Origin of the sequence: Clostridioides sp. ZZV14-6387 (assembly GCF_020657835.1) — a bacterium.
Classification (GTDB): domain Bacteria; phylum Bacillota; class Clostridia; order Peptostreptococcales; family Peptostreptococcaceae; genus Clostridioides; species Clostridioides difficile_A.
In genome coordinates, this window is sequence record NZ_JAGWCW010000039.1 from 1 (window position 1) to 23,941 (window position 23,941).

The following is a 23,941-nucleotide window of genomic DNA, read 5'->3' on the forward strand; positions in this document are numbered from 1 at the left end:
ATATAATACATACTAAAAATTAATATTGGTAAATAATATGAGAAGAATTATAAATTTTTTTATTTTTCTAATAAACTGTATAAAATTTTAATAATTGACCACAATAATAAATGTATTCCTCATAATATTCCCCCAATATTATAGAAATTAATTTAAGCGAGATTAAATTCAGTTAATCTCGCTTAAATAATGCCCAAAAATATTATTCCAAAAAATCATCAAAATCTATTGAACCTGATTCTGCAAAATCATATAACGCATTTTGTTCAAAGAAAAAATTCTCTTCAAACTTTATATATTTACTATAGTTAGCTTGACTTATCTCATTAATATAATTGCAATCATTTTCATTATAAGTGCCAATAAAAAGTTTATTTCCCATTAAGTAATATATAGCTTTCATATCATTATTTATTATATACACATTTTCTTTAACATGGTCATTATTAAAATTAAATCTAGTAAAAAATACACCTTCATTCATATAACTTTTTAATAAAAATGGATTATCTCTATAAAATACTTTAGCAAATTCTTCAGATGAGTTTACACTATAAACACTTACAAATTCATTCTTAGAAATCTCATCAAATACCTCAAAATCATACATTGCTTCTTTATCTGTTACCAATAAAGAATTAATCTTAAAACCAGTTTCATTACATTTACTTATACAAAAAGCAATTTTGCAGATATAATATCCATCATTGTCTTCATATAAGGCTTCACTTATATACCTACCTTGACCTTTACCATTTACCACATTTTTGAGCAATGTGCCATTTATATTTGTAATATGCATATTTGCAATCTCATCACTACCAGAAAAATATTTTAAACTTTCCCTGTCCCATGCTATAAATCGCATAGTCATGTAGTTTATAAATTCAACTTCTTCATCAACTCTCTTACATATTTTGTTATATAATTTTTCTATAGTTAAATTTGTTTTATAATTTTTTATAATATCAATGTACTCAACTTTATCTCCTGGCAATAACTTGTCATAGTAAAGATTTTTATTCCCAAAATGAGAGACTAAAAACAAGGATTCATCCTTTGTTAATTCAACTCTATTTGAACCAAATCCGCCCATTAATCTTTCTTCTTCCATGTAAGCTTCTTCTTGTGTTGGATTTTTTAAACTTACATAATCTGCTAAACCTAATCCCTCTGCATCTAATAGAAAATATTGACAGAAGTGATTATTTTTATCATCTATCCAATTTATTATAAGACCTAAACTACCCATAAGTCTAGAATTCGTAACCTTTGCAAAATTAAAATTCATATAATCACACCCTTTAGACTTTAAAATATTTGTTTTTTAATATATAAATTATTATACATATATTTTAACAACTTAGATACAATTTATAATATAATATAAGGAAATGATTAATTGAGGTGGTCTTATGAAAAATATAGCAGCTTTTTTTGATATAGATGGTACTCTTTATAGAGACTCTCTTATGGTTGAACATTTTAAGAAATTAATTAAATACGATATAATTGACCAAAAAAATTGGTATAAACATGCTAGAGACACTTTTATGGATTGGGATAAAAGACAAGGTAATTATGATGATTATCTATTGGAAATATGTGACCTTTATGTCGATTCATTAAAAGGATTAGATAAAACTTGTATTAATTTTACAAGTGACCAAGTAATTAAATTAAAAGCAGATAGAGTTTATAAATACACACGTTCAAGAATCGATTGGCATCTAAATCAAGGTCATATAGTCATATTCATATCTGGTAGCCCTGGATTTCTGGTTGAAAAAATGGCAAAAAAATATAATGTAACTGATTTTCTAGGAAGTGACTATGTATTTGAAAATGATATATTTACAGGAACAGTTATTCCAATGTGGGATTCTATAAGTAAGAATAATGCTATAAACGATTTTGTTGTAAAGTATGATTTAGACTTATCAAACTCATATGCTTATGGTGATACTAATGGTGATATAAATATGTTAAAAAGAGTTGGAAATCCAATTGCAATAAATCCAACAAAGGAACTTTTAGCTCAAATATCACTTGATAATGAAATTTCTAAAAATGTTGAAATAATAGTAGAAAGAAAAGATATTATTTACTCTTTATCTACAGATGTAAATATAGTAGATATTTAATTTATATTATATCTTTTAAAATAAACCATTCTATCTAATATATAAAAAGCTTTGACTAAAAATCAAAGCTTTTTATATATTAATACCAAGTATATATTAAATTTATTTTTAAATATAAATACATATTCAGATACATTATTTATATTTATTTAAATTACAATTCCATTAAAATTAAATATAAAAATCAACTCTTATTTTTAAATAGCATCTTTCTTAGCTTATTATTGTAATAACTTATAAAAGAGCTATAAACATAGTCATATACTATAAAGGCTACTTCAAATGAACCTATAATAAAAATATTTATTGGGATATAAACTATTGTTCTTAATAAAAAATACAATATAAGTATCATTATATTTGCAAATACTAACTTCATGAAATATTCAATATATATTGCCCTATCTTTTTCTATAAGATATTTTGCAATACCATATATTCCAAATGTAAGTGAATACACAATCCATTGAGACTTACTTACCATCACTATAAATCCCAAAACTATAGAACCTATATAAAAAGCAATTCCACTCTTAAATCCCCATTCCATTATTACAATTGATACTAAAAGTGATGCTACTCCCATAATGAACAATGTATTTACAGGAATAATATTTGTAAGAGTCAACAATATCACATTTAATGCTAATAAAACTCCTCCATAAGCAACTTTTATACTCATATTTATCATCCTAACAACAAGTTATTAAATCTCCTCCAAAGCATTCACAACATGAATCTAGACACCAAAGTTTAGCACAGTTTTCACAACAATCATCACCTAGACAACAGCAACAATCATCACAACAACAGCAACATCCACCTAAATCATTACGTCTTCTTCTATTATAGTTATCAGCTCTATTGTTATATTCATTTCTATATTCTGTATAACTTCTAAGTGCCTCACTATATTCATGATTTTCTGGCTCCATAAATTTTGCTCTTTTTAAGAAGTCTTCTCCTTCTTCATAATATCCTATGTTCATTGCAGAAAAACCAGTTAGATAATACCATTCTGCACACTTGTCACTCAACGACTTTAAAAAATCATATGCTTTTCTAAATTCACTATTTTCTATAAAAGCTCTTGCTCTCATAAAATTTTCATTATTATAAGTATTACTGTACATTCTTTCCACCTCTGCTTTCTAATATATTCATATATCTTAAATAAACACCAGAATAAATTATATTTTCTATTATCCCGACATTTGTATTTAGATTTAAATTATCAATTCCTCTAGCTAAAAATCCCAATGATGTTACAATTATTTTTTTTACCTTTTGTTTTAACTCATCGTTTTTATCTACATATTCTATAAAAGGATTGTATCTTCCTTTCTTAAAATCTTCATCTAAATCTTCATATGCATCTAGTAGATATATATACTTACCTATATTAAAGCCTATCATTCTTAAGTTTCTCTCATTTTCATCTTTTTTGTAGGCAAACACTTCACCCATTATATTTCCAAATGTATTAGATACTTCATCTATATTTATATTGTTTTCCTTTTCTAACTTATTTAATTCATTTAGCTGTTGTTTTATATACTCTGCTTTTTCGGGATACTTTTCATATGCTAAGTTTAATTTGTTTTTATATATATAATATGCTAATTTATCTTTTATGCGTTTATCATCCATTAAATTATCTTCCAATTTATAATATGTTAAAAGAATATTCATACTTGCTGCATATTCTGTAATATCATTTGTAATTACCTTTTTCTTTTTAAATGGATTAACTATACATGCTTCCTCTGTATTTATAGATTCTGGCTTATATACTGAAGTTAATAAAATAATTAAAAATGTTATATCGTAATTCAGAGAAAATCTAGAGATTTCTCCATGATTTCTTTTTAAATATTTACATAGACCACAGTAATAAGCTTTATAATGGTCATATTCTCTAAATGTTAAATCCATTTTGTTTATTTTAACATATCCAAACATAAATACTCCTTTTTGTACTACTTTTTATATAAATTATATATAGTATAACACTTTTTATCAAGATTATATAATTTACAGTATTCTAAGAAACTTTAAAAATACCTTCTAATCATTGTATCTTAGATTGAAAATAATTAGAAGGTTAAGTTAAAAATAATATTAAATTATATACTTATACTAATTCATGCACATAATCTTACTTACATTAACTTGATTTTTAGATAATTGGAATATATTCGAAATTGCCTATAGTATCCTTTAATTCCTTTTTTGCTTTACCTACAATAGATTCATCAAGCATTACATCACTTATTGAACATGCTATAGCTTTAGATGCTAATAACATTGCTTTAAATCCCATATTAGAACCTGCACTAGCACAAGATTGCCATGTATGAGCAGAAATGCCAATAGGCCAAACTGAGCAAGAGCATTGTGCTGTAGGAGTTATATAACTAACATCTCCAATATCTAATGATAATGATATACAGTTATTATGAGTAAAAGTATCATCTGTAACTTCATCATGTAAAGCCATTCTAGTAATATCTTTGTTTCCACTTAATACACTAGAAACACTAATTCTTTTATCTATAGAAACTGTTTTAGCTAATTCTTCTGCAAAATAGTAGTCATTTTCATCATAATTTTGAGTTCCTATCAATTTCATATTTTGTGATAGAATATCTGTTAATATTGTATTTGGAATATAGTCATATACTCCACTTATAATATTATATTCCATACTAGTACCTGTCATCAGTGCTGCTCCTTTTGCTATATCAACCACTCTATCAAATACATCTCTTACATGTTCCATTTTCACACCTCTTATGTAATACCATACTTCTGCGAAATCTGGAACTATGTTTGGCATTTTTCCACCATTAGTAGTTACATAATGTACTCTACAACTATCAAATATATGCTCTCTTAAATAGTTACAACCTATGTTCATAAGTTCTACTGCATCAAGTGCACTTCTTCCATTATAAGGAGCTTGTGCCGCATGAGCACTAATTCCATTATATCTAAATTTTACAGAATAATTAGCAAGGGTTGGAATCCTTATTGGAGTATTTATATCAAATGGATGCCAACTAAATGCACAATCTATCCCATCAAAAAAACCTTTTTTTATCATTAATACCTTTCCTGACAAATCTTCCTCTGCGGGACACCCATAGTACTTTATAGTTCCTTTAATCTTTTTTAGTTTGATTAGTTCTTTTATCGCAACTACAGCCCCCATTGAACCTGTACCAAGTAAGTTATGTCCACATCCATGACCTGCACCACTCTCTAAAATAGGTTCTTTTGTAATGGATATTTTTTGAGATAAACCATCCAAAGCATCATATTCTCCTAAAACTGCTATAACTGGTTTACCTTCTCCATAACTAGCTACAAATCCTGTATCCATACCTTCTAATTCATCTATATTAAAATCATACTTTCTTAAATATTCTTTTTGTAAGTTTGAAGCATAATATTCTTTATATTGAAGTTCTGGATTTTCCCATATCTTATCTGATATATCCCTTAACTCTTCTTGTATCTCATCTATATATTGCATTAAAAATTTTTTATTTAAATCTTCCATATTAATTGTATAATCCTCCTTAAATCAGATACTTTATACTTAACTAATTAAAATAGCTAATTTTAAAATATATTCTACTTTATAATCATTCTATACAATAAAACCTCTTGACTTGTAAGCTTCACTTTATCAAGTAAGAGGTTTTCAAATTTTATAAAATTTTTAACATGTTAACCAGTCTAGCATGTTAACCCATAATTTATTATAGTACTTCCAATCAGTAAATTCTTTAGGTCCCCAATGAGGTGCACAGTCAGAACTAAATATAGCAGATTTTCCTTTTCCAAACTCCCCAACTGCTACAAATGGGTCTCCTCCAATTGTTGCTAATACAGGACAATTATCTCTGGCAACTGTCTTGTTATATCCTAAAAACTTCGGCCAGTCTTTTGGAATATCTTTCAATACTGGATGCTCAGAATCGACAACTACAGGAATTATTCCTGCTGGTTTTTCTACTCTATCATCTTTATCTATCATAGTTATTGGTAATACATCTTTTATAGCAGTTTCTCCAAATCTAGCTTTTGCATCTATACCTGTAAATGACATGTATCCACCTACCATAATTAATGCTCCACCATTATTTACATACTCTTTGATTAGTTCAAGTCTATCTGGATTACTATTACAATCTATAAAAGTGCTATTAGATAGTAAGAAAGTGTTAGAACCTATATCAGACAATATTATACAATCATACTCATCTAATTCTTCTAATGTATATGGGAAACTATCTGCTGCTACATGTGCAGGCATATGAACTGTCTCATATCCTCCAGATTCTATTGCTTCTTTTAACCACTTTACAGCTTCTTCATAGTGAGTTGTAACAAATGTATCAAACCCTTTTATATGGGTTATATTTTTTACCCAAGATTCCCCTACTATTAATACTTTTTTCATTTATATAATCCTCCTACTTTTATAAGTTTAATATTAGACTTGCATACATAAGTATACTGTCTAAATACTCATTGATTTCAACATACTCATTTATTGAATGGCATTGTTCTATTGAGCCTGGTCCCAATATTAATGTTGGTATTTCAGCTAAGTTTTTCATCAATCTTGCATCATTCCCAGCTGTCGAACCTTTTATTTCTAATTTTTTCTCTAAAACATCTTCTAGTATTTTATGTGCATTCACTACAAAATCAGAATTTTTATCCATCTCAAAACCTAATCCTGATTGATATATATTTATATTTGGCTTATTGTCTTTAAGCCACAAATCTCCATTAGACCTTGTCATTATAACATCAGTCACATCATTTACAACTTGTTCATAGCTCATTATATTTGGTAAGAAGTGCACACACAAATTAAATACACACTTATCTGGCACAGTAGAGCCTGCTGTTCCACCGTTTATTACACCCAAATTTATTGTAGGCGAAGGCAATAGTGGATGCTTATATATCATAAGCCAGTTATGTTCTAATTCTTTTATATCTTGAAGCAGTAACATAGCCTTCTCTATTGCGTTTACACCCTCCCACTTACTACCACAGTGAAGAGATACACCTTTAACCTCGACTTCAAAGAATACAAATCCCATATGTGCAATTATTAAATTCTGTTCTGATGGTTCACAAATTACACAGTAATCTCCATCAATTCCATTCATAACTGCATTTATGGTCCCATTTCCTCCACCTTCTTCATCTACTACTGACATTACCTTTACATTACCAGGTACATTTAAACCACTATCTTTTATAAGTTTTATAGCTAATAGTGATGCTATAAGCCCAGACTTCATATCTGCGGTTCCAAGACCATAAATCTTACCATCATCTTCTGTACCACAATATGGATTGTATCTCCACTTACTTATATCACCTGGTGGCATAGTATCTACATGACCATTAAATACGATTGTCTTCCCAGGTAAATTATCACTGTATTTACAAATTAAATTATATCTATCTTTATAATTGTGACCTAGATTTCCTTCTTTATAGGTGTCTTTTGCTTTTTTAATTAGCTCTTCACTCATGTCTTGTCTATCTACATTAAAACCTATGTTATTTGCAAGTTTCTCAATATATTCTTGTCCCTCTTTTTCAAATCCACCTAGTATTCCATGACCAATATCTTCAGTCTTTATACTTACAAGTTCTTTTAAATAATCTATGTATTCTTGTTTTTTATTATTTAATGTATCTAAGAGAATTTTTTTCATATTTCCTCCTAAGATTTATTTTTTCATTTAAAGTACAACTATTATTTAGCTTTAGCTGATTTTTTTAATTTTATATTATTTATCCATATAGCAAATAGCATTACCAACCCTTTTATAATCATTTGATTATATGAAGATACACTCAATAGATTTAGACCATTTCCTAATATTCCTATTATCCCAACACCTATACATGTACCTACTATAGAACCAGAACCACCCATCATATTAGTACCACCAAGTACAACTGCTGCTATAGCATCTAACTCTGCTCCATCTCCAACAGTTGGCGAACCTGATGCTAAACGTGATGATAATATTATTCCAGCCAATGCTGTTAGTAATCCAGCTAGTGCATATACTTTTACTATTACTTTATTTACTTTTACTCCGCATAATCTAGCAGCTTCTTCATTTCCACCTACTGCATGTACATGACGTCCAAAATTGGTTCTTTTTAATAGAAAATGGCCAACTATTACAACTATAATCATAATTAGAACTGGTATTGGTATCGGCCCAACATATCCTCTACCTAGCATCTTAAATGCATCTGTATTTACTGATATAGGTCTTCCTCCTGTAAATACAAAGCTTGCTCCACTTATTATTGTCAACATGGCTAACGTTACAATGAATGGTGGTAGTTTTTGTGTTGAAATAATTGCACCTTTTATAACTCCTAATATTGTTCCTATTGCCAAGGCAAGTATCATACCTACCCATATAGGTGCATTATAATTTACTACTGTTGTAGCCCAAAATGTACCCACTAGAGCAATTACTGCTCCTACACTTAAATCTATTCCTCCAGTAATTATTACAAATGTCATACCTACTGCAAGTATTGCATTTATTGATATTTGTCTTCCAACGTTAATTAAATTATCTAAAGTTAAAAAATTAGATGAAGCTACACTCATTATTATAAAAATTATTACAAGTCCTATAGCTGCACTCCCTTGGTCTCTAAATGCACTTGTTAATTTTGTTAATAATGGAGATGAATTATCTTCTCTATGCTTAGTTATTGAACTCATTAATTTTACCTCCGAAAGCCAATTTTAATACATTATTTTCAACCATTTCTTCACCTTCTAAAAATCCACTTATATGACCTTCTCTCATAACCATTATCCTATCACTCATTGATATTAATTCTGGTATTTCGGAAGATATCATTATAATACTTACACCACTCTCTACTAAATCTCCCATTAGATTGTATATCTCTGCTTTAGCATTTACATCTATACCTCTAGTTGGTTCATCCATAATTAATATGTCTGGCTGTAATAAAAGCCATCTTGCTATTATAGCTTTTTGTTGATTTCCACCACTTAAACTCTGTATAACTTGATTCATATGTGGTGTTTTTATCTTTAATGCTTCTATGTATTTTTCTAGTACTTCTTTTTCTTTTTTTCTGTCTATAACTGATTTAAACTTAGATATTTTCTTTAATCCAGCCATAGTTGTATTTTCTTTTACACTCATCTGCAAAAACAATCCAGTACCTTTTCTATCTTCTGTTATTAGTCCTAATCCATTTTCAATTGCATCTGATGGTGTTTTAAATTTAATTTCTTTATTATTTAAGTATATTTTCCCATAATCATATGTTCTAAGCCCAAATATAGCTTCTACTATTTCACTTCTCTTACTTCCAACTAATCCACCTATTCCAAATATTTCACCTTTTCTTATGTTAAAACTTATGTTATTGAAGACGTTGTTCTTAGTTAAATCTTCTACTCTCATAACTTCTTCTTTTATCTCTACATCTCTTTTAGGAAAAAATTGTTCTAGCTTTCTATCTATCATTAAATTAACTAATTCTTCCTCAGATGATACTTCTTTAGTATTTAGAGTCGAAATCGTTTTCCCATCTCGCATTATAGTTATTCTGTCACAAATTTCAAAGAGCTCTTCCATTCTATGAGAGATATATATTATACTAACTCCACTACATTTTAAATCATTTATAAGTCTAAAAAGTATTTCAGTTTCTTTTTTACTTATTGAAGATGTAGGCTCATCCATTATTAATACTTTGGTTTCTGATGATAAAACTCTAGCTATTTCTACCATTTGCTTTTGAGCTATACTAAGCTCTTTAACTAGACCATTTGGATTTATATCTATTCCCATATTGTCAAAAATCTTTTTAGCCTCTTCATTCATTTTTTTATCGTTAGTTAAGACTTTGCCATTTATTTCTTTTCCCATAAAAATATTTTGTGCTACTGTCAATTCATCAAATACTGTTAATTCTTGATAGATTGCATTTATACCTATCTTCTTAGAAACATCTGGTGATATATTCTCTATTTCTTTACCTTCAAAGACAAATTTGCCAGAAGTTTTTGGATGTGCACCAGTTAAAATCTTTATCATAGTTGATTTACCAGCACCATTTTCACCCAGTAGTGCATGAACTTCACCATGAAGTAACTCAAAATTAACATTATCTAATGCTCTGACACCAGGAAATTCTTTAGCAATATTACTTAACTTCAGAATTGTATTACTCATAATGACACTCCTTTTTAAATAGGATTTCTTTCAAATAATCTCATTTTATTTTACTAATTCTTAAAGTCTTTTATATTTTCTTTATCATAAAGTAAAGCTGGTACTGGTATATTTTTTTCTACTTTTTCACCTTTTATAGCTTTTACTACTGCTTCTACAGCTAAACGTCCCATTTCCTTAGGTTGTTGTTGAATCATAGCAAGAATAGTTCCATCTGTTATTCCACTTGCTGCTTCTTCAGTTAAGTCAAATCCTACAATCTTAACATCTTTATTCTTTGCAGATTCAAGTGCCGCTTTAGCTCCTAGTACACTATTTTCAGCTGTTGCGTATATTATATCTACATCTGGATTAGATTGAATTAAGTTTTCAACTGTATTAAGAGATTCTTCTCTATCATATCCTGGTTGTGAGTTTAATATCTTAACATTTGCTGAGCCTTTTAATGCATCTTTAAATCCATCTATTCTTTGCATTTGTATTTGAGATTTTAAATCTGTTACTATTGCTATTTCTGATTTCCCACCTAATTTTTCATCTATGTACTTTTTAGTGTATTCCCCTAATTTTTTACCAGCATCATAACTAACTGTTCCTACATAACTTGTAATATTTTCAGTATTTAATACAGCATCCACTGTCACTACTGGCATTTTTTCAAATGCTCCCTCTACAGCTGGTACTATAGCTGAGTTATCTGTTCCAAGTACTATCATTCCATCCACATTTTGTTGTATAAAATCTTCTATTGCTGATGTTTGCTTTGCCACGTCTTGGTCTGGGTCATTTACTATGACTTTCACGCCTAGTTCTTTGGCTTTTTCTTTGATTCCCTCATCAATATCTATAAAAAATTGATGTTGAAGAGTTATTGTAGATACTCCTATAGTTAAATCTTTCTTATCTGAGCCACTTTTATTATCTGACTTGCTTGGCCCTTCCATTGAACATCCTGTTAACATTCCTATTGCTAGTGTTCCAGCAATTCCTAAAGATAAAATTTTTCTCACTCTCATAATTAACCTCCATTTTTAATAGTTTTAAATTTGAACAAATTGGATTTCTATTTATTAATATTTAAATATTTTTCAACATCTTCTTTATAAGGCATACCAGATTGAGCTCCCAACTTTGTTACAGAAAGACCTGATACTACTACTGCATATTCCACTGCTGTATATAGATTTTTACCTTCTGTTATAGCCACTGACAATGCTCCATTAAACGTATCTCCTGCTCCTGTAGTGTCTTGGACATCAACTCTTATGCAAGATACATGCTTGATTTCCTTACCATCATAAAATCTAGCTCCATTTTTTCCTTCTGTTATTACAAGTTTATTAGGATATTTTTTTAATACTTCCTCTATCTCTTCCTCTGTATCAAAAACTATTTTATATTCATGTTCATTTGGTGTTAAGTAAGTTGCTTTTTCTATTATATCTTCATCTAATTTTATTGCAGGTGCTGGATTTACCAAAACTTTTATCTTATTTTCAAAACAGAAATTTACCACATAATTTATTGTTTCTAATGGAATCTCTAATTGTAGTAATACTATGTCTGCATTCTTTATCTCTTCTTCATTCTTTTTAATTAATTCTATGTCTACTAATTCATTAGTCCCTGGCACAACAACAATACTATTATCATTTTCACATAGTGTTATGACAGCAACACCAGAACTTTTGTGCTTATTTCTAGATACTAAGCTATAATCAACTTTATTATCTCTAAAATTTCTTATTAACTCTTCTCCTAAGCTATCCTCACCTACACATGATATCATTTTCACATTTGCTCCTAGCTTAGATGCTGAAACAGCTTGATTAGCACCTTTTCCACCAGGTGACGTAAAAAAACTATTACCTAGTACTGTTTCTCCTTTTTCTGGTCTTTTATCTACAGAACATACCATGTCCATGTTTACACTTCCTATGACAACTATGTTTCCCATTACATTACTCCTTTACATATCTATTTATGTCTCGAATGTTGCTATTTATTATCTTTCGTTGAATCTCTTATAACTAATTCTGGCTTAAAAATCAACTCATCAAATGATTCTTTTTTATCTCCTCTTAAACAATTTATCAGTATCTCACTAGCCTTGTATCCTATGTCATAAGATGGCTGTCTCACTGTTGTAAGAGAAGGACTTATTAGGCTAGATGTCTGAATATCATCAAATCCTACAACATTTACATCATTTGGTATATTTAATCCTCTTTCTTTAAGCCCTCTTATAACACCTATTGCAATCAAATCATTTGCACAAAATATTGAATCAAAATCTATTTTTTCCAGTTTTTTTATAAATTCCTGTCCCCATTCAATTTTATACTTACCTTCAAATACATAATCAGGGTTGTAACTTAAATTACACTCAATTAATGCTTTTTTGTATCCCTCTAATCTATCTACTGCTATTTCATTTTGAAGAGGACCACTTAGGTATATTATTTTCTTACTCCCAATATCTAATAAATGTTTTGTAGCTATATATCCACCTTCAAAGTTGTTTATTTTAACTATTCCTTTTAAAGTTTCTTTGTTCATACTTATTTTCTTATCAATTAATACAGTTGGTATTTTTATGTCTTTATAATTTGCCTCTTTCCAATTTGTATTTGAAGAAGCTGCAAAGATAATTCCATCTATCATTCTCTCTGATAATGTTCTTATCCCTTCATATTCTTTTTTGGCATCTTCATCTGTATTACATAAAATTATGTTGTAACCTTCTTCATTAGCCTTGTCTTCCACTCCTCTTGATACATCTGTAAAAAATGGATTTCGGATATCTGGTATAAGAAGCCCTATAGTGTTAGTTTTTTTAGTTACTAGGCTTTGTGCTAGTTTGTTTGGTACATAATTTTTTTCTTTCATTATTTTTAAAATTTTTTCTCTTGTTGCTTGACTTATATTTTCATCTTTATTATTAATGACCTTTGACACAGTTGTTTTAGAAACACCAGCCAATTCGCCAATTTCTTTTATAGTAATACTCAAGAAGTTCACCCCCGCAATTTAGGAAACCGTTTTACTTAACCGGTTACCTAGATATTAGCACATCCTTTTTTCCTTTGCAACTATTTTATATAAATTTTGATATTTTTCTCATTTTTCATAATATTGCAATTTATAATTCAAATTTAATATTTATATTAATATACAAAAAAAAATTAATATACTTTTATAATTATTTAAAAGTACATTAATTAATTTAAGTAATCTTTATTAAAGTTCAAGTCCTTGTTCTATAATCATTTTTTTATCATTTTCAATTCCATTTCCGACAGTTGTTAAATAATCACCCACAATTGCAGAATTTACACCACCATTAAATCCAATTTTGTCATACCCTTTTAAAGATAACCTTCCACCAGCATATCTTATGTATACATTGGGAATTATGAATCTAAATACTGCTGTTGTTTTTAATATTTCCATAGGCTCTAATATATCATAATCTTCCATAGGAGTATTCTTAATAGGGTTTAAAATATTTATCGGAATTGATTTGACATTTAATTCTCGTATTTCAAAAGCCATTTGTAGTCTTTGTTCTTTACTTTCATTCATCCCTATTATTCCACCTACACATACATCTAATCCAGCCCTTTTAGCTTCTTTAATTGTTCTTATTCTGTCTTGATAAGTATGTGTTGTACATATATTATCAAAATTATCTTTAGATGTCTCGACATTATGATGATATGTAGTCACACCTACTAATTTCAGCTTTTTAGCTTGCTCATAATCTATAATACCTAGAGATGCACATAATTTTAAATTAGTATTTTCTCTTAATCCTTCATAGATATTTAAAATATCATTAAACTCTTTTCCTGTCATACCTTTACCACTTGTAACTAAAGAGAATCTATGTACTCCTTTACTTTCCATTTCTTTAGCTCTCCTTAAAATCTCATTGTACTCGAGCAATGAATATTCATCTACCCCAGTTTTATAATGGGATGATTGTGCACAAAATTTGCAGTCTTCACTACATTTGCCAGACTTAGCATTCATTATTGTACATAAATCCACTCTTCTTCCCATAAAAGCTTCTCTTATTTCATTTGCAGATTTTAATAGTATATCAAGAATATTTTTGTTATTTGTATCAAGGCTTATTAAACTAAGAGCTTCGTCATAATTTATTTCTTTTCCATCCAAAACTTTATTTTTTAATTTAATTATGTATTTTTCCATATACCCTCCTATTCGTCAACCCATATTATTTATATAGTTTACTTATTATATATAGTATTACATAGGTATCATTTATTAGTCAACCTTGTGCTATATACAAGTTTACTATTAAACAAAAAATACTGCCTTAAAATAGTATTCGTATAATATATTTATACATATCACTATTAAAGCAGTATTTTTTATTAAATATTATTCTTATTAATTTACAAAACTATCCTTGTCTTAACTCCATCCAAGCTTTCCATTGTAACAACCTCTAAACCTTCATACTCTCTAAATAGCCATTTTAAATCCTTCATAGCTTGATTAACCTGATTTTTTGTTAGATTATTTATAAAATATTCTTTTCTAGTTTCCTCATACTCTTTGCTAGTTAAAAAGTTTCTTAGAAAATTAAATGCAAATACACTTGGGATATTGTTTACATTAGCTTTCTTGCTATTTTCTTTCTCATAGTAAATTTTCATAAATGCATACTCCTTTGATACTTTTAAATTTCTCTTACAATAATTATATGCATTTAAGTCCTACTATTCTTATAATTTTATTAATTCATATTCTTTATTTCCCATTCCCATTTCACATGCATAATCTATTATTCTAGTTCCATTTACATGAGGATGCTCATGTTTGAACACATCATGACCCATTTCCTTACAAACCAAATCATAGCATGCTTGTTCAATAGCTACTGGGTCTGTTGATGCTAATATTCCTATATCATGTGCAATCGGTCTACCTGACCAAGGCACGCAATCACAAAGTGGAGTTACATTCATGACAAAAGTTATATATCCTACCTTATCTTTTTTGTTTGATACTGCTCCATAAGCGTATTCTGCCATCTTTTCAACAAACACATCTGAGTCACTTTCCCATTGTATAGTTACTGCTCTAGTTGGACAGACAGTTGGACATTCTCCACATCCATAACACACATCAGAATCTATAATTGCCTTCTTATCTACTATACTTATAGCTTTTGTAGGACAAGAATTAACACACTTTCCACAACCTATACACTTCTTCTCCTTTACTACTGGAGTAACATCAGAATGTTGCATTTGCTTTCCTGCTGCACTTGCACACCCCATAGCTAAATTTTTTAATGCTCCTCCAAAACCTGCTGCTTCATGACCTTTAAAATGACTCATTACTATCATTGCAGAAGAATTATAAATTTCGCCACCTATTTTCACACTTTCAAAATGTTTTTTATCTATTTGTACATTTTCATAATTTCTACTGTACAATCCATCTGCAATTATTACTGGCGCATTTACCACTGCATAGGCAAAACCATTTTCTATAGCTGTTGTAAGATGGTCTACAGAATTTGTTCTACTCCCTGTATATAATGTATTTGTATCTGTCAAAAATGGCTTTCCTTCACAATCTTTAATCTTATCAACCACTTGTCTAACTGCTACAGGACTCATATATGTAGTATTTCCTTTTTCTCCAAAGTGAAGTTTGATTGCTACTTGGTCATTCTTTCCTATTAAATCTTTGAATCCTGCTGTATCAAATAATCTTCTTACATTGTTTGGCACATTTTTATTTTGCGAATTTGAGTATAAGTCACAAAAATATACTTTTGACTTTTCCATATCTACACCCCTTTAAAATATTTACTTGAATTAATTTTATCACTTTTAAAGTGATTTTTTAGTATATTTTACCACAATTAAAGATTCTTATCTTTATTTAATAAAAACAATATTATTTTAACTCCTTACTACACTGTTTTAACTTTTTATTAGTTAGGCTCTATATACTATAGCATATCTTCAATAACTGATAATCACTATATTATAATCTATCTCTTTTTTATTTTTAAACAATTTCTTAAGGTAATAATTTAATTATTATAAAATAGAATGAGTACAACTAAAACAAAAAAAGACTTGAAACTTAAGTTCAAGTCTTTTTTGCTTAGATATATTCTTATACATTATTAAGTTTATTTCTACACAATATATTGCTATTTACATTTATAATAAAGATATCATTAAACTGGTTTTTTATTAAATAAAATAACAGCTGATAACAGACACACTGTTGAAATAATAATTGTTACAATGATTGGAATAATAAATTCTGGAGCTGTCACTTTCCCTGAAATCAAATCTATATTTTTTGATAATATGAAATTAGGGGTATAAAGTGCAATCTGCTTAGGAATAGAAATTAAACTCAAAGCAAGGGTTACTACTAATACAAGTAATACACTTGCAAATGCTGGTCTAAATAGTACACATCCAAGAATTAATATAGTAATATACATAATACCAATTATCCATAAGTTAAATGCTGAAAATACAACATGATTAAGATTTGCAGTTGGCCAAAAATACATTGTATAACCATAAGTACATAAAAAACTCATCCAGAAACCAATGGTCATAATAATTACTGCAATAGAAAATTTAGATAATACTACAGACGAACGTGACAATCCTTTAGTCAACATAATGACAAGTGTTCCTTTAGAATATTCGTTTGATAAAATATTACAAAAAATAATTAGAGTTAAACTCATTCCAAGACCAGAGATATTACTAGAAAACTGTGTCCAAGAATCTAAAGCAGTTGGTAAAGCAGTAACTTTTAACGTTGGGGCAAAATGAGCAATTAAGTCTGGCATAAATTTAGCAGAAAGAGGACTCATTATTCCAAATATTAAAAATAAAGTAATCAGACTAAATAATTTGTAATTTCTTACGTTCTCTACAAATTCTTTTTTTGTAAATGCTATGTATTCTCTCACTTTACTACCTCCAAAAATAAATTTTCAAGTGACAATTCTATTAATTCCATCTTTATTGGACAAAGATTCATTTCTGCAAGTGTAGATATGACTGTTTGTTGTATTGATTTTATATCTTTACCATGGAAAATAATTTCCATATTAGTCTCTTCTGAATCTTTAAGTAAGGATTTAATCCTACTACTAGACTTAAATACTTGGATTTCATCATTACTTGAAAACTCCAATAAAAGTCTATCTTTTCCGTGCATACTTTTTATTTCTGAAAGTGTACCACTAAGAGCAATGCTTCCGTTATTTAATATAGCAACATGGTCGCAAATTCTTTCAACATCAGACAGTATATGTGTTGAAAATATTACAGTTGTTGAGTCTTTGATTTTAAACATAATATCTAATATTTCTTTTCTACCAACAGGGTCAAGTGCGCTTGTTGGTTCATCACAAATAAGTAATTTAGGACGTGAAAGTAATGCTTGAGCTATCCCAAGACGTTGCTTCATTCCACGAGAAAATCCACCTATTCGTTTCTTTTCATTTCCAAGTCCTACAAGTGATAACAACTCTTCACTTCTTAACTTTATTTCTTGTTTTGAAAGCCCTGTGATTTCTCCACAAAGAGAAAGATATTCAAGTGGTCTCATATAGTTATAAAACTCTGGAACATCAGGTAGATAACCTACATGGCGATTAGAACTTGTTCTTCCATAGGTCACTTTCTCACCACAAACATTTATAGTTCCACTATCTGTTTCAAGTAACCCAAGCACCATTTTCATTGTTGTAGTCTTGCCTGCACCATTCTTACCTACAAAGCCAAAAACTGACCCTTCTGGTACAGTAAGATTTAGATTATCTATTATCTTTCGTTTACCAAAACTTTTTGATAACCCATTTATTGAAACAATATTCATCATTCATCACCTCTCCCTATAGTGAAATATAAAATGGGACCTATTATACTTATAAATAACACTAAAAGAATCCATATTGCCTTATTACCAATTTTATAATTTGGATGTTTTATTATATGAATAAGTGCAGTAATTACGAGTATTAAATTTAAAATAATAATAGGAAGTAACAGTGGTAAATTTTCCATTAAATTTTCCATAATTTTATTCCTCCAATAAAGATAATTTTTCTATAAGAAATCTGTATTCTTTGTTCTCATTTAATACAGAGAACATAGGATTATTCTTAATAGCAGCAACAATACCTGCCTTTACAATTGTATCATCACGTGTAATACCTGTTCCAATCTCAGAAATCCAGCCATCGATATGATTAAAAAAGTCATCACTATGTAGCATAATTGGATATATATCACTCATTGCCAAATCTACATATCTTTGTAATGACTTAATAGCTCCTTTAGTATTTCCATGTATTAAATTCATTTGTATCTGTGTTAAATATACAGAAAACATAATGCCAGGAGATAATGCATCAAGGTCAAAAGTATCTGAAATCATTAAAATACGTCTTTCTATTTCTTCAATTTGTGATTTATCTGAGTTTTGCAGAAGTCCCACTAAATCTTGAACTAACAACGTAAGATTCTGATATGCTCCTATCTGTAACGTTTCATTAGCTTCACTAGTTTGACCATTCATCATTTGTCCCTGTGCAAGGAGTATGCTTTCATTTACCATGGGAAAATTGCTATCTTGAAATAAGTCAATAACTTCTATAGGTTGATTTAACAAGATATAACAGGTTGCCTCCATACCTTTTGACTGACGACAAATTTCTATATCATCACTTGTTTCTCGTATTCGAATAAAAATTTCTAATGCTTCACTAATTAATAGTTCACGTTTTTCTTCATCTACAAGGTCATAATGATTAATTATTAAAACACCCATCTGATAAATCAAAGGAAAGCATGAATAATATTTCTTTATGGTTTCTCGTATTTCATCCATAACTTCGTCAAATGGTTTAACAGTAAAATCTTTACACAATCGCTGATATAGTTTATTAATATCTTCCTTAATCATTTGCGGTTCGTAACAAATTAATTCATCAACTGTAATGTTGAAATATGTCGCGAGTTGTGGCAAAAAAGTGATATCAGGATAGCTTTGCCCAGTTTCCCATTTAGATACAGAGGCTTTAGAGATACCTATATAATTTGCAAGTTCATCTTGTGTAATTCCTTTTTCTTTACGCTTTAAAATTAGTGTTTTTGCAATGTTTAATTCATTCATATCAACGCCTCCTTTGTATAATTATATCCTTAAATCCATGAACCTAACAAGCGATTTAAAGTTGACTTTTGATGAAAAAATCAACCATAGAGAAACAAATAAGCAGGTATCTTAGATACCTGCTTAAATATATTTTTAAATTTAATTTATATAATTTTTTATTTATCCCAATTATTTCCACATTTTTATACAAAACCACAGATGAATATATCCAAATATAGTTTTTATTTATCATGCTTTTTAAACGCCTTGTATAAAATATCTTTTAATATAAGTACATTATTCTCATTGCTCATCTTGTATTCTTTTTCAAATCTTGAATATAATTCTTCAATAGCTATTTGATACTTTTCTATCCCCTCTATATCAACATATGCTTCTAAAATAGGATACTTAGAGCTCCATGCTTTTGTCCAGTCAACATCCTTACTAATATTATCAGTTATATCTTTAGAACATAAATTACTTTCATCAATCAAGTAATCATAAGTAATATTAAATAGCTTTGATATATTTTTTATATTTTCTAAGTCTGGCTTAGCTTGCCCTAATTCCCACTTGCTAATAGTTTGTCTAGATACATTTAGTCTTTCAGCCAACAATTCTTGAGAATAATTATATTTCTTTCTTAGTTTTGTAATCTTGTCTCCTAAATTCATATATTAAGCCCCTTTCAATTTAAAATAATTATATTTCAATTATAAAGTATTAAACTCAACTGTTCTACAAAGTAAGGTTTGAAATATGTAAACTTTAGTTTACATACATAATGAAACATTCTATATAAACAATATTAATATTTAATTATAGATTTTTTGATAAAAATTAATTATTTATTCTTAAATAATAAAAAAGGCTTGTGTTGTAGTTAACTCCAAGTAGTATACTCTATTTAAGAGTTGAGTAAACATAATGAGTTTTACATAGAGATATTGTACAGTTTGTAAGTAAAATCAATAGGAGGAAATTTATGAGTAATATAGATATATTTGAGAGAGACAAATCTGGCGAAGTAATTTCAGATTCTGACCCAGATATGGATAAAATAAGATATGTAATAGAAAGGGCTAAAAAAATAACTGCTGAGCTAAATAACTCGTATCATACTAAAAAAGAAATAAGAAAATTATTTTCTAAACTTACAGGTGTTGAAGTCGATAAAAGCTTATATTTAATACCACCATTTTACACAGACTTTGGAAAAAATATAAGAGTTGGAAAGGATGTATTTATTAATCATGCCTGTACATTTATGGATAGAGGTGGCATTACGATTGAAGATGATGTACTTATTGGACCTAAAGTAAATCTTATAACAATAAATCATCCTTTAGAACCATCTAAAAGGCATTCCACTGTGTCTACACCTATAGTTATAAAGAAGAATGCTTGGTTAGGAGCAGGAGCAATGATTATGCCAGGTATTACAATAGGTGAAAATGCTGTTGTTTCAGCAGGAGCAGTAGTCACAAAAGATGTACCTCCAAATACTGTTGTTGCAGGTGTACCTGCTAAGATAATAAAGAATATATGTTAGATTATTAGATTCTAAGTTGAAGTTTAGTTGTTGGATTAATAGAATATTATTATAGTGTTTCAATAAAAAAAGACATTCTTAATTTAATTAAGTTTGTCTTTTTTTATTGATTAATATCATATTTATGCCAAGTTTTATTGTCAAAGTTCTTGACAAGTAAACTTGGCATGATATAATTAAAATACCAAGTAAACTTGGCATCTAATTAGGAGGTGTCTCATATGAATAAAGAAGAAATCTTAAGTAAGAGTCGTCAATCCAATAAAGATGAAGGATTAGAGTACATTGAAAATAAAGGTAGAAAAATAGGATATTCAATTTTCACATGTGTCTTCGCTTTCATTGTAATATTTAACACCTTTATTGGACAAAAGAGTGATGCAGTATCTGCTTTATTTTGGACATTTGGTCTTGCTGAAAATATAGCAAAATACCAATTCACACATGAAAAAAAGAATTTGATTTTGGCTATTGGTTTCTTAATTACAACTATATTCTCATTGACTAATTTTGTTTTATCATCATTGAGGTAAGCATATGAATGAAGAATTAATATTAAAAAATCACTTAAAAATAGTAAGAACAGAGAAAAAATTATCTCAAAGTCAACTAGCTGAAATGGTTGGTGTGTCAAGAAACACTATTAGTTCAATAGAAACAGGTCAGTTTAACCCAACAGCAAAATTAGCACTTATTTTATGTATAGCTCTAGATAAAAAATTTGAGGATTTATTTTACTTTGAATAAAATCTATTGTAGCCATAAAATATAAAAGAAACTGTAGTCATTATATATATTATCAACTTCCAAAATTTAAAATAAAAAGATTTATATAAATAAATAAAAGAGTAAATGATTAGATATTTATTATCTTATCACTTTACTCTTTTATTTATTTTAAAGTCTCATCCATCTCCTTAATACCTTATATTCCATATTTATTAGAGCCTCTTCTGTTTAAAAAAAAACTCAATTTTAAGTCTATATATTACCCAAATATAGCGCAATTATACAGGTACCTTAAGAAATATGTTGCAAAATTGTTAAGGTACCTGTATAATATATTTCATAAGGTGCCTTATCATTATAATTTATATTATTTAGGAGGATAACATGGAAAATGAAAAATCAAATATTAAATATTTAAAAGAAGAACCAATAAAAAAAACTATTCTTTATTTATCTATTCCTATGATGATAGGAATGTCAGCTGGAACTATTTATAATGTAATTAATGCCTACTTTATAGGATTAGTTCATGACACAGCTATGCTTAGTGCAATAACATTGGGACTCCCTATATTTACAATTCTAATGGCTTTTGGAAATATGTTTGGTGTTGGTGGCAGTACATTCATAACTAGGCTAATTGCACAAAATAATAGTGATGAAGCCAAGAAAATTGCTGGATATACTTTTTATGCAAGTATTATAACGGGTCTATTGATAGGTCTAATTGGTTACTTACTAATGAATCCTATTGTTAAATTATTAGGTTCTGATATGGCTACATTTGAATATACAAAACAATATGCGATTACACTATTTGTTGGTGGATTCTCTATTGTATTGAACTTCTCTCTTGAGCAAATTGTAAGGTCTGAAGGTGCATCAAAAGAATCTATGTATGGTATGTTTGTAAGTGTAATAATTAGTATCATATTAGATGTTTTATTTATACTGGTTCTTAATATGCACGTATATGGTGCTGCATTATCAATGATGCTTTCTAATATTGCTTCTAGTGCTTATTATGTTTGGTATTTAAATGTTAAAAGCGAGAACCTTAGAGGATTTTTACATTACATAAAAATCAGCATAAATAGCCAAGTTGAAATATATAAAGTTGGTGTATCCCAATTAATCCAATGCTCTTTCTTAATTGTGACTACACTATTATCCAATAATTACTCTATGCAATATGGAAATAACATAGTTGCTAGTTTTGGTATAGCACTTAGAATTGCTCAAATTCCAGAATTCTTTGTTATGGGTATTGTTTTAGGTGTAATGCCACTTATAGCATATAATTTCTCTAATAAGAACATACCTCGTTTAAAAGAAAGTATAAAGTATTCTGCTTTATTCATATTTGTAATCGCAGTTGTATTTTCAGGAGTTGTTTATATATTTAGAACTCAAGTAATACAAACATTCTCAGTTGATACATCAGTTATTGAAATAGGAACTTATGTATTGGTAGCTATGCTAGTATCTGCCTTATTCAATGGAGTTACATCCTTATTTATGACAATATATCAAGCATCAGGAAAAGGCGTTGAAACAGGTATAATGTCTATAAGCCAAGGTGGATTGTATATACCTATAGTAATATTGCTTAACTATTTTTATGGACTTGATGGGCTAATATGGTCTATGACAGTAACAGAAATTATAACATTTTTAATAGGTGCAGTTTTATATATACCTTATAGTATAAAACTAAAAAAAGAATCAACTAAAAATAAAGTAAGTCTTATATAAGATTTACTTTATTTTTAATTTTAATGTTAGTCAATACAAATTATTTTATTATATGTAATTATTAATATATTAATCAATTTTATTAAAAATAACAGTCTTCTCTTTTAAAGAGATTTTTCCTACTTGATATCCATATTCATTTAATTCTTTTTTATATTTCAAAAACGAATGGTCTATCTCTATCCCTGCAATATCTTTTATTTCTTCAAAATTTAATTTAAATGATTGATTACCAGATTTCTTGACATATTCCCATAAAGAACTATATTTACTCACTTCATATC

26 protein-coding genes are annotated in these 23,941 nt (G+C 28.4%); 5 read left to right on the forward strand and 21 right to left on the reverse strand.

The features are described 5' to 3' along the window. Positions 1–202 precede the first annotated feature (202 nt). Positions 203–1,291 carry a hypothetical protein gene (locus KGF38_RS18220; protein ID WP_074179319.1) on the reverse strand — a complete coding sequence of 363 codons (1,089 nt, stop codon included), beginning with the start codon at positions 1,289–1,291 and terminating at the stop codon, positions 203–205. Between the two features lie 124 nt (positions 1,292–1,415). On the opposite strand from KGF38_RS18220, the gene KGF38_RS18225 reads away from it, so the two are divergent. Continuing rightward, positions 1,416–2,144, forward strand: coding sequence for an HAD family hydrolase (locus KGF38_RS18225; RefSeq protein WP_054268909.1), 729 nt, complete (start codon positions 1,416–1,418; stop codon positions 2,142–2,144). Between the two features lie 184 nt (positions 2,145–2,328). Here the strand turns inward: KGF38_RS18225 and KGF38_RS18230 are convergent, their stop codons facing one another. From KGF38_RS18230 to KGF38_RS18320, 19 genes are all read right to left on the reverse strand, one after another. After that, on the reverse strand, positions 2,329–2,826 hold the full coding sequence (locus KGF38_RS18230; protein ID WP_054268915.1) for a hypothetical protein: 498 nt from the start codon (positions 2,824–2,826) through the stop codon (positions 2,329–2,331). Between the two features lie 10 nt (positions 2,827–2,836). Further along, positions 2,837–3,277: a hypothetical protein gene (locus KGF38_RS18235; RefSeq protein ID WP_074179321.1), complete on the reverse strand. Its 441-nt coding sequence runs from the start codon at positions 3,275–3,277 to the stop codon at positions 2,837–2,839. Continuing rightward, on the reverse strand, positions 3,267–4,106 hold the full coding sequence (locus KGF38_RS18240) for a DUF5685 family protein (protein WP_054268908.1): 840 nt from the start codon (positions 4,104–4,106) through the stop codon (positions 3,267–3,269). The genes KGF38_RS18235 and KGF38_RS18240 overlap by 11 nt, the downstream gene beginning before the upstream one ends. 217 nt (positions 4,107–4,323) lie before the next feature. Further along, positions 4,324–5,709, reverse strand: coding sequence for a M20 family metallopeptidase (locus KGF38_RS18245; RefSeq protein ID WP_074179322.1), 1,386 nt, complete (start codon positions 5,707–5,709; stop codon positions 4,324–4,326). 162 nt (positions 5,710–5,871) lie between these two features. Next, complete coding sequence (locus KGF38_RS18250; RefSeq protein ID WP_054268906.1) at positions 5,872–6,615, reverse strand: glutamine amidotransferase; 744 nt, start codon at positions 6,613–6,615, stop codon at positions 5,872–5,874. A gap of 19 nt (positions 6,616–6,634) precedes the next feature. Next, the gene (locus KGF38_RS18255) at positions 6,635–7,897 is read right to left on the reverse strand and encodes a M20 family metallopeptidase (RefSeq protein ID WP_054268905.1); all 1,263 of its coding nucleotides are present in this window, start codon (positions 7,895–7,897) and stop codon (positions 6,635–6,637) included. A 41-nt stretch (positions 7,898–7,938) separates the two neighbouring features. Further along, positions 7,939–8,937, reverse strand: coding sequence for an ABC transporter permease (locus tag KGF38_RS18260; protein ID WP_054268904.1), 999 nt, complete (start codon positions 8,935–8,937; stop codon positions 7,939–7,941). Further along, entirely contained in the window at positions 8,921–10,432 is a 1,512-nt protein-coding gene (locus KGF38_RS18265) for a sugar ABC transporter ATP-binding protein (RefSeq protein WP_054268903.1), read from the reverse strand. The genes KGF38_RS18260 and KGF38_RS18265 overlap by 17 nt, the downstream gene beginning before the upstream one ends. Before the next feature lie 53 nt (positions 10,433–10,485). Then, positions 10,486–11,448 (reverse strand): substrate-binding domain-containing protein, encoded by a 963-nt coding sequence (locus KGF38_RS18270; protein ID WP_054268902.1) that lies wholly within the window; start codon positions 11,446–11,448, stop codon positions 10,486–10,488. A 47-nt stretch (positions 11,449–11,495) separates the two neighbouring features. Then, on the reverse strand, positions 11,496–12,389 hold the full coding sequence (rbsK, locus tag KGF38_RS18275) for a ribokinase (RefSeq protein ID WP_054268901.1): 894 nt from the start codon (positions 12,387–12,389) through the stop codon (positions 11,496–11,498). Between the two features lie 41 nt (positions 12,390–12,430). Beyond that, on the reverse strand, positions 12,431–13,453 hold the full coding sequence (locus KGF38_RS18280; protein WP_223195579.1) for a LacI family DNA-binding transcriptional regulator: 1,023 nt from the start codon (positions 13,451–13,453) through the stop codon (positions 12,431–12,433). A gap of 219 nt (positions 13,454–13,672) precedes the next feature. Then, positions 13,673–14,650, reverse strand: coding sequence for a biotin synthase BioB (gene bioB / locus KGF38_RS18285; RefSeq protein ID WP_227832621.1), 978 nt, complete (start codon positions 14,648–14,650; stop codon positions 13,673–13,675). A 206-nt stretch (positions 14,651–14,856) separates the two neighbouring features. Continuing rightward, the gene (locus tag KGF38_RS18290; protein ID WP_054275688.1) at positions 14,857–15,120 is read right to left on the reverse strand and encodes a hypothetical protein; all 264 of its coding nucleotides are present in this window, start codon (positions 15,118–15,120) and stop codon (positions 14,857–14,859) included. A 69-nt stretch (positions 15,121–15,189) separates the two neighbouring features. Next, positions 15,190–16,263, reverse strand: a complete 1,074-nt coding sequence (locus KGF38_RS18295) for a DUF362 domain-containing protein (protein WP_074179325.1) — start codon at positions 16,261–16,263, stop codon at positions 15,190–15,192. 401 nt (positions 16,264–16,664) lie between these two features. Beyond that, positions 16,665–17,423, reverse strand: coding sequence for an ABC transporter permease (locus KGF38_RS18300; protein WP_074179326.1), 759 nt, complete (start codon positions 17,421–17,423; stop codon positions 16,665–16,667). Next, a complete protein-coding gene (locus KGF38_RS18305) occupies positions 17,420–18,340 on the reverse strand; it encodes an ATP-binding cassette domain-containing protein (RefSeq protein WP_413926765.1) in 921 nt (306 codons plus the stop codon). The genes KGF38_RS18300 and KGF38_RS18305 overlap by 4 nt, the downstream gene beginning before the upstream one ends. Next, complete coding sequence (locus KGF38_RS18310) at positions 18,337–18,537, reverse strand: PLD nuclease N-terminal domain-containing protein (RefSeq protein ID WP_054275685.1); 201 nt, start codon at positions 18,535–18,537, stop codon at positions 18,337–18,339. The genes KGF38_RS18305 and KGF38_RS18310 overlap by 4 nt, the downstream gene beginning before the upstream one ends. Before the next feature lie 4 nt (positions 18,538–18,541). Then, positions 18,542–19,636: a helix-turn-helix domain-containing protein gene (locus KGF38_RS18315; RefSeq protein ID WP_021382874.1), complete on the reverse strand. Its 1,095-nt coding sequence runs from the start codon at positions 19,634–19,636 to the stop codon at positions 18,542–18,544. Positions 19,637–19,860: 224 nt separating this feature from the next. Beyond that, complete coding sequence (locus tag KGF38_RS18320) at positions 19,861–20,295, reverse strand: helix-turn-helix domain-containing protein (RefSeq protein WP_021382863.1); 435 nt, start codon at positions 20,293–20,295, stop codon at positions 19,861–19,863. A gap of 311 nt (positions 20,296–20,606) precedes the next feature. Here KGF38_RS18320 and KGF38_RS18325 point away from each other — a divergent pair, with 311 nt between their 5' ends. From KGF38_RS18325 to KGF38_RS18340, 4 genes are all read left to right on the forward strand, one after another. Beyond that, entirely contained in the window at positions 20,607–21,173 is a 567-nt protein-coding gene (locus tag KGF38_RS18325) for a sugar O-acetyltransferase (protein WP_176702499.1), read from the forward strand. Between the two features lie 221 nt (positions 21,174–21,394). Next, a complete protein-coding gene (locus KGF38_RS18330) occupies positions 21,395–21,706 on the forward strand; it encodes a DUF6442 family protein (protein WP_054268892.1) in 312 nt (103 codons plus the stop codon). 4 nt (positions 21,707–21,710) lie between these two features. After that, positions 21,711–21,920: a helix-turn-helix transcriptional regulator gene (locus KGF38_RS18335; protein WP_054268891.1), complete on the forward strand. Its 210-nt coding sequence runs from the start codon at positions 21,711–21,713 to the stop codon at positions 21,918–21,920. 366 nt (positions 21,921–22,286) lie between these two features. Next, positions 22,287–23,657 (forward strand): MATE family efflux transporter, encoded by a 1,371-nt coding sequence (locus KGF38_RS18340; RefSeq protein WP_074179327.1) that lies wholly within the window; start codon positions 22,287–22,289, stop codon positions 23,655–23,657. 69 nt (positions 23,658–23,726) lie between these two features. Here KGF38_RS18340 and KGF38_RS18345 read toward each other — a convergent pair whose 3' ends face one another. Beyond that, positions 23,727–23,933: a hypothetical protein gene (locus KGF38_RS18345; RefSeq protein WP_054268889.1), complete on the reverse strand. Its 207-nt coding sequence runs from the start codon at positions 23,931–23,933 to the stop codon at positions 23,727–23,729. Positions 23,934–23,941: the final 8 nt, after the last annotated feature.